The sequence below is a fragment of the Pseudomonas sp. PDM09 genome, assembly GCF_014852305.1.
In the GTDB taxonomy this organism is placed as follows: Bacteria; Pseudomonadota; Gammaproteobacteria; order Pseudomonadales; family Pseudomonadaceae; genus Aquipseudomonas.
In genome coordinates, this window is record NZ_JACVBI010000009.1 from 143,655 (window position 1) to 155,950 (window position 12,296).

The window sequence follows — 12,296 nt, forward strand, 5'->3', positions numbered from 1 at the left end:
TGTAATGAGCGAAGCAATCAAAAAGCCTGTGAGCCCTGAAGGCATTATTCAGATGCAGGGCGTGAACAAGTGGTACGGCCAGTTCCACGTGTTGAAAGACATCAATCTGAACGTCAAGCAAGGCGAGCGTATCGTTTTGTGCGGCCCGTCGGGTTCCGGTAAATCCACCACCATCCGTTGCCTCAACCGACTGGAAGAACACCAGCAGGGCCGCATCGTGGTCGATGGCGTGGAGCTGACCAACGACCTCAAGCAGATCGAAGCGATCCGCCGTGAAGTCGGCATGGTGTTCCAGCACTTCAACCTGTTCCCGCACCTGACCATCCTGCAGAACTGCACCCTGGCACCGATGTGGGTTCGCAAGATGCCCAAGCGCAAGGCCGAGGAAATCGCCATGCATTACCTGGAGCGCGTACGCATTCCGGAGCAGGCGCATAAATACCCGGGGCAACTGTCTGGCGGTCAGCAACAGCGTGTGGCGATTGCCCGTGCCCTGTGCATGAAACCAAAAATCATGCTGTTCGACGAACCGACTTCGGCACTCGACCCGGAGATGGTGAAAGAAGTTCTGGACACCATGATCGGCTTGGCCGAAGACGGCATGACCATGCTTTGCGTAACCCACGAAATGGGCTTCGCACGTACCGTGGCCAATCGCGTGATCTTCATGGACAAAGGTGAAATCGTCGAACAGGCCGCGCCGAACGACTTCTTCGACAACCCGCAGAATGAGCGGACGAAGCTGTTCTTGAGCCAGATTCTGCATTGATGCCAGACTGACTCGTAAAAACCAACCCGGCCTCGCGCCGGGTTTGTTTTTTGTACGTCTGGTGCTCAGGACACAGTGAGCGTTTCATGTTCCTTGTGCACTGTATCCTTGAAACCCCTCAAGTCCGCTCCTTCACCCAGGGTTTTCGCATCGGCGAGCAAGTGCGGATAGCGATCCAGCAAGCGCATCAGCAGCATCAACGCTTTGGGCGGAAGTACTTCGCCACGCTCGTAGCGGGAGAATGCGTTGTGTCCGCCGCCGGACAGCAGAAGTACCGCTTCTTTTTGCGACAGATGCAGTTTGCGGCGGATGCGCTTCATCTCGTTGCCGATCATTTGTCTGCCGGCGATGACCAGCTCGTCGCACGCATCTGAATAGCGCTCCGAGCAACCGGGGTCGAGTATGACTTCTGCGCATGCCTGGCACTCCCATCCGGATAAATCGTCGACCCGGCGCTCCATTCCCTTGACACTCATGGTTTCGCCGCGCCCTTCGAAGTGCCTCATTCCCTCACGCGCGCCGCAGCTGAAGCATTGTTTTGTATTCATGGGTTTTTCTCCTTGAAGGAGATCACCGGAGGTTCACTGCCTGAGCAGTAAGTGACCTTGATGTAAATCTCCAGATCGTGTGAAGTGATGTGGTACACGTCTTGCCAAATCCGATGATCGTCATAGGTAGTCATTGATTTGTACAACATCTTGCTGTGCAATTCGAAAACGACTTCTTGCATTTCCCTGATGCTAAAGCCCAGGTCTCTGCCGTTTTTCCGTGCCGTCTTGGTATACGCGTTTTTCCCGAGCCGCCTGACATCCTCCTTGATCACCACCAGGTTGTAATGGGGTGTGTTCTTCTCCATAAGAAACCTTGAACCTGTCCTAGAAATTACCCTTAAAGGGTAATTTTGACTAATCGAAAATCCCGCTCCATTTCCCTCTCTCTGACCATTTCCCTCTCTCTGACCGTAGGCGGTTGCCGTCCTACACGAAGCTGACTAACATGTCAGAAAATTCATCCTATGATTGGATGAAAGGGCGAATTTAATGTCAGAAATTTCTCCACTCATAAAGCGGTCCTTGGTCGATCAGGCCCTGGATCAGTTGCGCTTGCGCATCACCGAAGGTGTATGGGCGGTCGGCCAGCGTTTACCTACCGAACCCGAGCTGTCCGCCGAGTTGGGCATCAGTCGCAATACCGTGCGTGAAGCCATGCGCGTATTGGCGTTTTCCGGGTTGATCGAAATCCGTCAGGGCGACGGCAGCTATCTGCGGGCGGTGGTCGATCCGCTCGACACCATAAAGGCGTTGTCCCGCTGCTCCCACGAGCAAGCCCGGGAGACTCGGCACATTCTGGAAGTCGAGGCCATCGGGCTGGCTGCGTTGCGTCGGACCGACGAAGACCTGGTGGCATTGCGCGAGGCGTTGGGCGTCAGTGGCAGTCACTACCACGGCGATCTCGACACGTATATCGCTTGCGATCTGGTGTTCCACCGCCGCTTGGTTGACGCCGCACACAACCCGACCCTCAGCGAGTTGTATCGCTATTTCTCCAGCGTCATCGGCGCGCAATTGCGCGAAACCCTGAACATTTCCCCCCGACGTCAAGAAGTGTTCGACCTCCATATCGAACTGCTTGATGCCGTCGAGCAACGCGACCCGGAACGGGCCAAAGCCTTGTCGAGGCAGTTGATCAATGAACCTTGAAACCGAGAATCCCATGTCCACCCAGCAGGCCAGCAACAGCAGCATCACTGAGCACAAGCGTACGGCGGAGCTCGAAGAGCTGTTGATCGACGCCGAGGCCGATGACGAACAGGTTCAGCAAACTCACCCGGTCCTTCAGCGGCCATGGCTGCTGTTGCTCGGCCTGATTCTGGTGGCGCTGAACCTGCGTCCGGCGTTGTCGAGCATGGCGCCGATGCTCAGCGAGATCTCGAAGACGCTGGGGCTCTCGGCTGCCCAGGCCGGGTTGCTGACGACCTTGCCGGTACTTTGCCTCGGTCTGTTCGCACCCTTGGCGCCAGTGCTGGCGCGACGTTTTGGTGCCGAACGGGTGGTGTTGGGGATTCTTCTGATGCTGGCCGGCGGGATCATGTTGCGCAGTTCGTTCGGCGAGGTCGGCCTGTTCGCCGGTAGCGTGATGGCCGGCGCCAGTATCGGGGTGATCGGCGTGCTGCTGCCTGGCATTGTTAAACGCGATTTCCCGAAACAGGCCGGCACCATGACCGGCGTCTACACCATGGCCCTGTGCCTGGGCGCGGCCATGGCGGCTGGGGCGACGGTGCCGTTGAGCGAGCATTTCGACAAGAGCTGGGCCTTGGGTCTCGGCTTCTGGATGGTTCCAGCGTTGGTCGCGGCGATTTTCTGGTTGCCGCAAGTCGGTCAGAAACACGGCGCGCACCATGTTGCCTATCGGGTCCGAGGGCTGTTGCGTGATCCGCTGGCCTGGCAAGTGACCTTGTACATGGGCCTGCAATCGTCTTTGGCCTACATCGTGTTTGGCTGGCTGCCGTCGATTCTGATCGGCCGCGGTCTGACGCCAATCCAGGCCGGTCTGGTGTTGTCGGGTTCGGTGATTGTCCAGTTGATCAGCTCGCTGGCAGCACCCTGGCTGGCGACACGCGGCAAGGATCAGCGGCCGGCGATCGTGATCGTCATGGCAATGACCCTCGGCGGTTTGTTCGGTTGTCTCTATGCACCGATCGATGGCTTGTGGGGCTGGGCGATCCTGCTGGGGTTGGGGCAGGGCGCCACCTTCAGCCTGGCGCTGACCCTGATCGTGCTGCGTTCGCGGGATGCTCATGTCGCGGCCAACCTGTCGAGCATGGCCCAGGGTTTCGGTTACACCCTGGCCTCCATGGGGCCGTTCGCGGTCGGCGTAGTGCATGACTGGACCGGCGGCTGGAGCGCCGTGGGCTGGATCTTCGGCGTTATCGGCCTCGGCGCGATCATCGCCGGCCTCGGTGCCGGACGTTCGTTGTACGTTCAGGTTCAAAGCGAGAAAGTCTGACGTTTTGCGCACTGTCGGTATTCGGGCCACGAATGCCGATAGTGTTCCGCGCATTTGTTGACTATCGTGCAGGCAATCTTTCGATGCCACTTTGCAACCCGGAGAGCCTGCCCATGAGTGACGCCCACAACGCCTTGATCACCCGGTTCTACCAAGCCTTCCAGCGGCTGGATGCCGAGGCCATGAGTGCCTGTTACACCGACGACGTGGTGTTCAGTGATCCGGCATTCGGCGAGCTGCGCGGGCGCGATGCCGGCGACATGTGGCGCATGCTCACCACCCGGGCCAAGGACTTCTCCCTGACCTTCGATAACGTGCGTAGCGATGAGCGCACGGGCGGTGCCCATTGGGTGGCGACCTACCTGTTCAGCCAGACCGGCAATACCGTGGTCAACGACATCCAGGCGCGTTTCGTGTTTCGTGACGGCAAGATCTGCGAGCATCACGATAGCTTTGATCTGTGGCGCTGGTCGCGTCAGGCGCTGGGTTTCAAAGGGCTGTTGTTGGGCTGGACGCCAGCGGTGAAAAACGCCGTTCGTGCCCAGGCCTTGAAGGGGCTAAAGGCATTCCAGGCCAGTCGCTGATAAGATCGCGGCTTGTTTCCTACAAGCCTTGATCGTCACATGAACACCTCGAGCGAATCTTCCGTCATTGCCGCCGAACCGCCGCTGCCCGTCAGCAAACCCTGGTTCGTCTACCTCGTTCGCGCGGCCAATGGTTCGCTCTACTGTGGGATCAGCGACGATCCCGTCCGCCGCTTCGCCACCCACAAAAGTGGCAAAGGTGCGCGCTTCTTCCTGTCCAGCCCGGCCGTGGCGCTGGTGTACACCGAAGTCTGTCGCGACAAAAGCGAAGCACTGCGCCAGGAACGATTGATTAAAAAACTCAAGAAAAGCGCCAAGGAATGTCTGGTGGCGAGCGCGGCTGCGGGCTTATCAATCTGACTGATAAGCGTCCATCAGGCAGATGGGTAGGCTGCATGTGGATTGCGCGCTAAGCTGCGGGTTCCTTATCCGAGCGGCGGAGCCGAGCATGTCCGAGTTGATCCTTCATCATTACCCGACGTCTCCTTTCGCCGAGAAGGCCCGCTTGTTGCTGGGCTTCAAGGGGTTGTCCTGGCGCTCGGTGAACATCTCGCCAGTGATGCCGAAACCCGATCTGACGGCGCTGACCGGCGGCTATCGCAAGACGCCGGTATTGCAGATTGGTGCTGATGTCTATTGCGACACGGCGCTGATGGCGCGTCGTCTGGAGCAGGAAAAAGCCTTGCCGGCGTTCTTCCCGGAAGGCCAGGAAATGATCACCGCGACCTTCGCGGCGTGGGCCGATTCGGTGGTGTTCCAGCATGCGGTCAGCCTGGTCTTCCAGCCGGCGTCGGTGGCGGTGCGCTTTGGCAAGTTGTCGCCGGAAGCGCTCAAGGGGTTCCTGGCCGATCGCGCCGGCTTGTTCAGCGGTGGCAGCGCTACACGGTTGTCCGCCGAACAGGCTCGGCATCAGTGGCCAACGATCATGGCGCGTCTGGAGCAGCAGCTTCAGCGCGAACAGGGCGACTTTCTGTTTGGTGAGCCGTCGATTGCCGACTTTGCTCTGGCTCACCCGTTGTGGTTTCTCAAGGCGACGCACGTGACGTCACCATTGGTGGATGCTTATCCGGCTGTATCAGCCTGGTTTGGCCGGGTGATGGGCTTTGGTCATGGTGCGTTCAGCGAGATGACGGCCGAGGAAGCCTTGGCGATTGCCCGCAACGCCACACCGGCTGCGTTACCGGATGAGCAGTTCGATGAGCCGAACGGGTTCGAGGTTGGCCAGCAGGTGGTGATCGCCGCGACCGATTACGGCGTTGATCCGGTGGCGGGAGAGTTGTTGTTTGCGGGCAGTGAAGAATTGATTCTGCGTCGTGAAGATGAGCGGGCCGGCGTGGTGCATGTGCACTTTCCGCGGTTCGGGTTTCGCATCGAAGTTCAGTAGGCGCTAACCATTGAATTTCTGTTCATGCACTAACCTGTGGGAGCTGGCTTGCCTGCGATGAGGTCAGCCCTGCAATTTTGATGTTGCCTGACACTCCGCTATCGCAGGCAAGCCAGCTCCCACAAGGGACGGTGTCGGTCTGAAGAGTTACTTCAGCGCCGCAAGAACCTTGTCCGGGTCATACCCGCGTATCAACGTGCCGTTCACATCGATCAGCGGAATCCCGCGTCCTCCCAGCGCCTCGTAGGCCTTGCGCGCCTGGGCATCTTTCTCGATATCGAATTCCTTGTATGGAATGCCCTTTTGGTCGAGAAAGCGTCGGGTCAACTTGCAGTAGCCGCACCAATCGGTGGCGTAGAGCACGACGTTGGCCTTGGCCTGGGTCTGCTCGGACACCACCTGCGAAGGGTGAAATACCCGCTCGATCTTGCCCCAGTTCTGGTAAACCACGACCACCAGCAAGATCAGCAGGCACTTCTTCAATACACCGCCGAGCATCAGTTGCGTCGCTTGAGCTGGTCGGTCAATTGGGTCGGCAGGCCTTTAATGATCAGCGTACCGGCTTCTTCGTCGTATTCGATCTTCGAGCCCAGCAGATGCGCTTCAAAGCTGATGGACAAGCCCTCGGCACGACCGGTGAAGCGGCGGAACTGGTTCAGGGTGCGTTTATCTGCCGGAATCTCGGGTGACAGGCCGTAGTCCTTGTTGCGGATGTGATCGTAGAAAGCTTTCGGGCGTTCTTCGTCGATCAGCCCGGACAGTTCTTCCAGGCCCATGGGCTCGCCCATTTTTGCCTGGCTGCTGGCGTAATCCACCAGGGTTTTGGTCTTCTCGCGTGCGGATTCTTCCGGCAGGTCTTCGCTTTCGACGAAGTCACTGAAAGCCTTGAGCAGGGTGCGGGTTTCGCCGGGGCCGTCGACGCCTTCCTGGCAGCCGATGAAGTCGCGGAAGTACTCCGAAACCTTTTTGCCATTCTTGCCTTTGATGAACGAGATGTATTGCTTGGATTGCTTGTTGTTTTGCCACTCGGAGACGTTGATCCGCGCAGCCAGGTGCAACTGGCCAAGGTCCAGGTGTCGCGAAGGGGTCACGTCCAGCTGATCGGTCACTGCCACGCCTTCGCTGTGGTGCAGCAGGGCGATGGCCAGGTAATCGGTCATGCCTTGCTGGTAATGCGCAAACAGCACGTGGCCGCCCACAGAGAGGTTCGACTCTTCCATCAGCTTTTGCAGATGTTCCACTGCCACTCGGCTGAAGGCTGTGAAGTCCTTACCGCCGTCGAGGTATTCCTTCAGCCAGCCGCTGAACGGATGCGCCCCGGACTCGGCATGGAAGAAACCCCAGGCCTTGCCTTGTTTGGCGTTGTAGCTCTCGTTGAGGTCGGCAAGCATGTACTCGATGGCGCTGGACTCGGCCAGTTCGGAATCGCGGGCATGAAGAACTGCGGGTGTGCCGTCGGGTTTTTTGTCGATCAGGTGGACGATGCAATGACGGATCGGCATGGGCTTCTCGGCTGATTGAAGAGAGGAGGGCGTGCTCCCCCGAAAAAGCGCCCAGTGTACCGCAACCACTGGTTTTGGCGCGGTACGAAGGTCAATTCGAAGCTGCCCGACGGCCCTTATGCAGCTTTTTCACGATTTAGAGCAATAAAGCTGACCAAATGGGTAGCTAGAGGCGGATATTTCCCCGTCTCTGTGCTAGTTTTGCCCGGTCTTACGCGAAGTCACTGCGTTAAGCGTGCATTCAGCATTTGTCAGGTCGAACCAAACCCTGATTTCGGTATCTATAACCCCGACTCGTCGAGGTTATGCCGAGGGTGCCAGATCCAGAAGATCGGGCTCGATGGCTGACACTGCACTCTGCAATCCATATGAATTTGATAGGGAAGGAACACTACAATGGCTCTTACTAAAGACCAACTGATCGCCGACATCGCTGAAGCTATCGACGCGCCAAAAACCACCGCGCGTAACGCTCTGGACCAACTGGGCCAAATCGTTGCTGATCAGCTGGAAAACGGCGGCGAAATCACCCTGCCAGGTATCGGCAAGCTGAAAGTGACTGAGCGTCCTGCCCGTACCGGCCGCAACCCTTCGACTGGCGCTGCCATCGAAATCGCTGCCAAGAAAGTTATCAAGCTGGTTGTGGCCAAAGGCCTGACCGACGCTGTTAACAAGTAAGACTTGTTAGAAAAAACCGTGCTCCGGAGTAATCCGGGCACGGTTTTTTTGTGTCTGAAATTCAGTGATTGACCGACAAACACCTCTGAGCCAATTGTGGGAGCGAGCCTGCTCGCGATAGCGGTGCTTCAGTCACATTGATGTTGAATGTGCTGCCGCCTTCGCGAGCAGGCTCGCTCCCACAGTTGATCTCCGGCGGTCAGTTAATCAGCTTTTACGCGCCCAGCGTTCACGCCAGACCTGCTGCTCGCTTTTAGTCTGGAACGTCCAGGCGACAAAGCGGCTTTGCTTCTGCCCCTGAGACATTTCCACGACCTGGCTTTCCAATACACCGGCCTTTTTCAGTGCCGTCTGGATCGCAGGCAGGTTTGAGGCTTTCGAGACCAGAGTGCTGAACCAAAGCACTTTGTGTTGAAAATGCGCACTCTCGGCGATCAGTTGCGTCACAAAGCGTGCTTCGCCGCCTTCACACCACAGTTCGGCCGATTGACCACCAAAGTTCAGCACCGGCAGTTTGCGTTTCGGGTCGGCGCGGCCCAAGGCGCGCCATTTACGCTCGCTGCCCTTGGTTGCCTCATCCATCGAGGCGTGGAACGGCGGGTTGCACATGGTCAGGTCGAAGCGTTCGCCGGGTTCGAGCAGGCCCAACAGAATGTGCTTGGGATTGCTTTGCTGGCGCAGCTGGATGGCTTTGTTCAGCCCGTTGGATTGCACGATGGCTTTGGCGGCGGCCACGGCCGTCGGGTCGATTTCCGAGCCGAGGAAGTGCCAGCGATAGTCGCTGTAGCCGATCAGCGGATAGACGCAGTTGGCGCCCATGCCGATATCGAGCACCTTGACCGGCGCACCGCGAGGGATTTCACCGTCGTTGACGCTGGCCAGCAGGTCAGCCAGGAAGTGCACGTAGTCAGCACGGCCCGGCACCGGTGGGCACAGGTAATCGGCCGGGATGTCCCAATGGGCGATGCCGTAGAACGACTTGAGCAGCGCCCGGTTGAACACCCGAACCGCGTCCGGGCTGGCGAAGTCGATGCTTTCCTTGCCGTACGGATTGATGATCACGAACTTCGCCAGCTCCGGCGTGGTTTTGATCAGCGCCGGGAAGTCGTAACGACCCTGATGGCGATTGCGCGGGTGCAGGCTGGCCTTTTCACGCGGTTCCACGGCTTTGGCCGGGGTGGTGGAGTCAGGCTTCTTGCGCGCAGGGCGGGGTGTGCGGGGGGCGTTCATGGGTGTGGTCGATTCGGGTATGGCTAAAAGTGGCGGGTATTGTCCCACATCCAGCCGTTGTGAACCCAATTGTGACAAACAGCGCAATCCCCCCTGTGGGAGCGAGCCTGCTCGCGATGGCGGCGAAACAGGCAACATCAATGTTGAATGGTATGGCCTCATCGCGAGCAGGCTCGCTCCCACAAGGGATTTGTGGTGTAGGGGAAAAGTGATGGGCATAAAAAAGGGAGGCCGTTTCGGGCCTCCCTCTTTCATTGCGATTTGCCGTTACAGGCTGGCAATCCGCGCATGCTGCTCGGCCAACTTGCCCAAAGCCTGTTCAGCCTCGGCCAGTTTGGCGCGTTCCTTCTCGATGACTTCGGCCGGGGCCTTGTCAACGAAACCGGCGTTGGACAGCTTGCCACCGACGCGCTGAACTTCGCCCTGCAGACGCAGGATTTCCTTATCCAGACGAGCCAGTTCGGCGTCCTTGTCGATCAGGCCGGCCATTGGCACCAGCACTTCCATCTCGCCGACCAGTGCGGTGGCAGATAGCGGTGCTTCTTCGCCGGCTTTCAGAACGGTGATCGATTCCAGACGAGCCAGCTTCTTCAGCAGCGCTTCGTTCTCGGTGAGACGGCGCTGATCTTCGGCGCTGACGTTTTTCAGGAACAGGTTCAGCGGCTTGCCCGGACCGATGTTCATTTCGCCACGGATGTTACGCGTGCCGAGCATCAGGCCCTTGAGCCATTCGATGTCGTCTTCGGCGCCCTGATCGATGCGTGCTTCGTTGGCCACTGGCCAAGGTTGCAGCATGATCGTCTTGCCTTCGATACCGGCCAGCGGCGCGACGCGCTGCCAGATTTCTTCGGTGATGAATGGCATGAACGGGTGCGCCAGGCGCAACGCGACTTCCAGCACTCGAACCAGCGTGCGGCGGGTGCCGCGTTGACGTTCGACCGGTGCATTTTCGTCCCACAGCACAGGCTTGGACAGTTCCAGGTACCAGTCGCAATACTGGTTCCAGATGAACTCGTACAAGGCTTGTGCAGCCAGGTCGAAACGGAACTGATCGAGCTGACGGGTGACTTCGGCTTCAGTGCGTTGCAACTGCGAAATGATCCAGCGATCCGCCAGGGACAGCTCGTAGGCTTCGCCGTTCTGGCCACAGTCTTCGCCCTTGTCCAGCACGTAGCGCGCAGCGTTCCAGATCTTGTTGCAGAAGTTGCGATAGCCTTCGACGCGGCCCATGTCGAACTTGATGTCGCGACCGGTCGATGCCAGCGAGCAGAACGTGAAGCGCAGGGCGTCGGTGCCGTAGCTGGCGATGCCGTCGGCGAACTCGTCGCGGGTCTGCTTCTCGATCTTCTTCGCCAGTTTCGGCTGCATCATGCCGGAGGTGCGTTTCTGCACCAGGTCTTCGAGCTCGATACCGTCGATGATGTCCAGCGGGTCAAGGACGTTGCCCTTGGACTTGGACATCTTCTGGCCCTGGCCATCACGCACCAGACCGTGCACATAAACAGTCTTGAATGGAACCTGCGGCGTGCCGTCTTCGTTTTTCACCAAGTGCATGGTGAGCATGATCATCCGGGCAACCCAGAAGAAAATGATGTCGAAACCGGTCACCAGCACGTCGGTGGAGTGGAATTTCTTCAGGAATTCGGTCTGCTCCGGCCAGCCGAGCGTGGAGAAAGTCCACAGGCCCGAACTGAACCAGGTATCCAGAACGTCGTTGTCCTGTTGCAGCGCAACGTCCGGGCCGAGGTTGTTCTTGGCACGCACTTCGGCTTCGTCGCGACCGACATAGACCTTGCCCGACTCGTCATACCAGGCCGGAATCCGATGGCCCCACCACAACTGACGGCTGATGCACCAATCCTGGATGTCGCGCATCCACGAGAAGTACATGTTTTCGTATTGTTTTGGCACGAACTGAATGCGGCCGTCTTCAACCGCAGCGATGGCCGGCTCGGCCAATGGCTTGGTGGAGACGTACCACTGGTCGGTCAGCCACGGCTCGATGATGGTGCCGGAGCGGTCGCCTTTTGGCACTTTCAGGGCGTGATCGTCGACGCTGACCAGCAGGCCGGCGGCTTCGAAGGCGGCCACGATTTCCTTGCGGGCCTGGAAGCGGTTGAGGCCGACGTATTCGGCGGGCAGCGTGCCGTCGATTTGCTCGTTGACGCTGCCGTCGAGGTTGAACACCTGGGCCGCGGGCAGCACGTCAGCATTCTTGTCGAAGATGTTCAGCAGCGGCAGGTTGTGGCGCTTGCCGACTTCGTAGTCGTTGAAGTCGTGGGCCGGGGTGATTTTCACGCAGCCGGTGCCGAATTCAGGGTCGCAGTAATCGTCGGCGATGATCGGGATGCGACGGCCAACCAGCGGCAGCTCGACAAATTTGCCGATCAGGGCTTTGTAGCGTTCATCGTTCGGGTTAACGGCCACGGCGGCGTCGCCGAGCATGGTTTCCGGACGCGTGGTCGCGACGATCAGGTAATCCTTGCCTTCAGCGGTTTTGGCGCCGTCGGCCAGCGGGTACTTCAGGTTCCACAGGAAACCTTTCTCGTCGTGGTTTTCCACTTCGAGGTCGGAAATCGCCGTGTGCAGCTTGGTGTCCCAGTTGACCAGACGCTTGCCGCGGTAGATCAAGCCGTCTTCGTGCAGGCGTACGAACGCTTCTTTAACCGCTTCCGAGAGGCCGTCGTCCATGGTGAAGCGCTCGCGGCTCCAGTCCACGGACGAGCCGAGGCGGCGGATCTGACGGCTGATGTTGCCGCCGGACTGATCCTTCCACTCCCAGACTTTCTCGAGGAATTTTTCGCGGCCCAGATCGTGGCGACTCTGGCCTTGGGCTTCGAGTTGACGCTCCACCAGCATTTGCGTGGCGATACCGGCGTGGTCGGTACCCGGCTGCCACAGGGTGTTGCGACCCTGCATGCGGCGGAAACGGATCAGGGCGTCCATGATCGCGTTGTTGAAGCCGTGACCCATGTGCAGGCTGCCGGTGACGTTCGGCGGCGGGATCATGATGGTGTAGGACTCGCCCGCGCCTTGCGGGGCGAAGTAATTCTCAGACTCCCAGGTGTTGTACCAGGAAGTTTCAATGGCGTGCGGCTGGTAGGTCTTATCCATGCGCGGCGGGACCCTATTGGCATTTAATC

General features: G+C 58.8%; 13 protein-coding genes. 7 read left to right on the plus strand and 6 right to left on the minus strand.

The window, feature by feature from the left end; genetic code table 11:
* Positions 1-4: 4 nt before the first annotated feature.
* Positions 5-769, plus strand: a complete 765-nt coding sequence (locus IB250_RS21550) for an amino acid ABC transporter ATP-binding protein (RefSeq protein ID WP_007905492.1) — start codon at positions 5-7, stop codon at positions 767-769.
* Between the two features lie 65 nt (positions 770-834).
* Here the strand turns inward: IB250_RS21550 and IB250_RS21555 are convergent, their stop codons facing one another.
* The gene (locus IB250_RS21555; protein WP_192345518.1) at positions 835-1,317 is read right to left on the minus strand and encodes a type II TA system antitoxin MqsA family protein; all 483 of its coding nucleotides are present in this window, start codon (positions 1,315-1,317) and stop codon (positions 835-837) included.
* Positions 1,314-1,625 (minus strand): type II toxin-antitoxin system MqsR family toxin, encoded by a 312-nt coding sequence (locus IB250_RS21560; RefSeq protein ID WP_192345519.1) that lies wholly within the window; start codon positions 1,623-1,625, stop codon positions 1,314-1,316. The genes IB250_RS21555 and IB250_RS21560 overlap by 4 nt, the downstream gene beginning before the upstream one ends.
* Before the next feature lie 184 nt (positions 1,626-1,809).
* Here IB250_RS21560 and IB250_RS21565 point away from each other — a divergent pair, with 184 nt between their 5' ends.
* From IB250_RS21565 to IB250_RS21585, 5 genes are all read left to right on the plus strand, one after another.
* The gene (locus IB250_RS21565; protein ID WP_123494438.1) at positions 1,810-2,469 is read left to right on the plus strand and encodes a FadR/GntR family transcriptional regulator; all 660 of its coding nucleotides are present in this window, start codon (positions 1,810-1,812) and stop codon (positions 2,467-2,469) included.
* Complete coding sequence (locus tag IB250_RS21570) at positions 2,459-3,775, plus strand: CynX/NimT family MFS transporter (protein WP_192345520.1); 1,317 nt, start codon at positions 2,459-2,461, stop codon at positions 3,773-3,775. The genes IB250_RS21565 and IB250_RS21570 overlap by 11 nt, the downstream gene beginning before the upstream one ends.
* A 113-nt stretch (positions 3,776-3,888) precedes the next feature.
* Entirely contained in the window at positions 3,889-4,359 is a 471-nt protein-coding gene (locus tag IB250_RS21575; RefSeq protein ID WP_192345521.1) for a nuclear transport factor 2 family protein, read from the plus strand.
* Positions 4,360-4,398: 39 nt separating this feature from the next.
* Positions 4,399-4,719 carry a GIY-YIG nuclease family protein gene (locus IB250_RS21580; RefSeq protein WP_192345522.1) on the plus strand — a complete coding sequence of 107 codons (321 nt, stop codon included), beginning with the start codon at positions 4,399-4,401 and terminating at the stop codon, positions 4,717-4,719.
* Between the two features lie 88 nt (positions 4,720-4,807).
* The gene (locus tag IB250_RS21585) at positions 4,808-5,743 is read left to right on the plus strand and encodes a glutathione S-transferase family protein (protein WP_192345523.1); all 936 of its coding nucleotides are present in this window, start codon (positions 4,808-4,810) and stop codon (positions 5,741-5,743) included.
* Between the two features lie 147 nt (positions 5,744-5,890).
* Here IB250_RS21585 and IB250_RS21590 read toward each other — a convergent pair whose 3' ends face one another.
* Positions 5,891-6,241 carry a glutaredoxin family protein gene (locus tag IB250_RS21590; RefSeq protein ID WP_123494432.1) on the minus strand — a complete coding sequence of 117 codons (351 nt, stop codon included), beginning with the start codon at positions 6,239-6,241 and terminating at the stop codon, positions 5,891-5,893.
* Positions 6,241-7,245, minus strand: a complete 1,005-nt coding sequence (gene yejK, locus IB250_RS21595) for a nucleoid-associated protein YejK (RefSeq protein WP_007905511.1) — start codon at positions 7,243-7,245, stop codon at positions 6,241-6,243. Before yejK ends, IB250_RS21590 begins: the two co-directional genes overlap by 1 nt.
* A gap of 396 nt (positions 7,246-7,641) precedes the next feature.
* On the opposite strand from yejK, the gene IB250_RS21600 reads away from it, so the two are divergent.
* Positions 7,642-7,923, plus strand: a complete 282-nt coding sequence (locus IB250_RS21600) for an HU family DNA-binding protein (RefSeq protein ID WP_007905514.1) — start codon at positions 7,642-7,644, stop codon at positions 7,921-7,923.
* Positions 7,924-8,130: 207 nt separating this feature from the next.
* Here IB250_RS21600 and rlmF read toward each other — a convergent pair whose 3' ends face one another.
* Together rlmF and IB250_RS21610 are read right to left on the minus strand one after the other, a co-directional pair.
* Positions 8,131-9,153 carry a 23S rRNA (adenine(1618)-N(6))-methyltransferase RlmF gene (gene rlmF, locus IB250_RS21605; RefSeq protein WP_192345524.1) on the minus strand — a complete coding sequence of 341 codons (1,023 nt, stop codon included), beginning with the start codon at positions 9,151-9,153 and terminating at the stop codon, positions 8,131-8,133.
* Positions 9,154-9,420: 267 nt separating this feature from the next.
* On the minus strand, positions 9,421-12,267 hold the full coding sequence (locus IB250_RS21610) for a valine--tRNA ligase (protein WP_192345525.1): 2,847 nt from the start codon (positions 12,265-12,267) through the stop codon (positions 9,421-9,423).
* Between the last annotated feature and the right edge of the window lie 29 nt (positions 12,268-12,296).

What these genes read in the sequence shown, in the direction of transcription:
- IB250_RS21550 (WP_007905492.1), top strand. Translation starts at nt 5, where the DNA reads ATGAGCGAAGCAATCAAAAAGCCTGTGAGCCCTGAAGGCATTATTCAG.
- IB250_RS21555 (WP_192345518.1), bottom strand. Translation starts at nt 1,317, where the DNA reads ATGAATACAAAACAATGCTTCAGCTGCGGCGCGCGTGAGGGAATGAGG.
- IB250_RS21560 (WP_192345519.1), bottom strand. Translation starts at nt 1,625, where the DNA reads ATGGAGAAGAACACACCCCATTACAACCTGGTGGTGATCAAGGAGGAT.
- IB250_RS21565 (WP_123494438.1), top strand. Translation starts at nt 1,810, where the DNA reads ATGTCAGAAATTTCTCCACTCATAAAGCGGTCCTTGGTCGATCAGGCC.
- IB250_RS21570 (WP_192345520.1), top strand. Translation starts at nt 2,459, where the DNA reads ATGAACCTTGAAACCGAGAATCCCATGTCCACCCAGCAGGCCAGCAAC.
- IB250_RS21575 (WP_192345521.1), top strand. Translation starts at nt 3,889, where the DNA reads ATGAGTGACGCCCACAACGCCTTGATCACCCGGTTCTACCAAGCCTTC.
- IB250_RS21580 (WP_192345522.1), top strand. Translation starts at nt 4,399, where the DNA reads ATGAACACCTCGAGCGAATCTTCCGTCATTGCCGCCGAACCGCCGCTG.
- IB250_RS21585 (WP_192345523.1), top strand. Translation starts at nt 4,808, where the DNA reads ATGTCCGAGTTGATCCTTCATCATTACCCGACGTCTCCTTTCGCCGAG.
- IB250_RS21590 (WP_123494432.1), bottom strand. Translation starts at nt 6,241, where the DNA reads ATGCTCGGCGGTGTATTGAAGAAGTGCCTGCTGATCTTGCTGGTGGTC.
- yejK (WP_007905511.1), bottom strand. Translation starts at nt 7,245, where the DNA reads ATGCCGATCCGTCATTGCATCGTCCACCTGATCGACAAAAAACCCGAC.
- IB250_RS21600 (WP_007905514.1), top strand. Translation starts at nt 7,642, where the DNA reads ATGGCTCTTACTAAAGACCAACTGATCGCCGACATCGCTGAAGCTATC.
- rlmF (WP_192345524.1), bottom strand. Translation starts at nt 9,153, where the DNA reads ATGAACGCCCCCCGCACACCCCGCCCTGCGCGCAAGAAGCCTGACTCC.
- IB250_RS21610 (WP_192345525.1), bottom strand. Translation starts at nt 12,267, where the DNA reads ATGGATAAGACCTACCAGCCGCACGCCATTGAAACTTCCTGGTACAAC.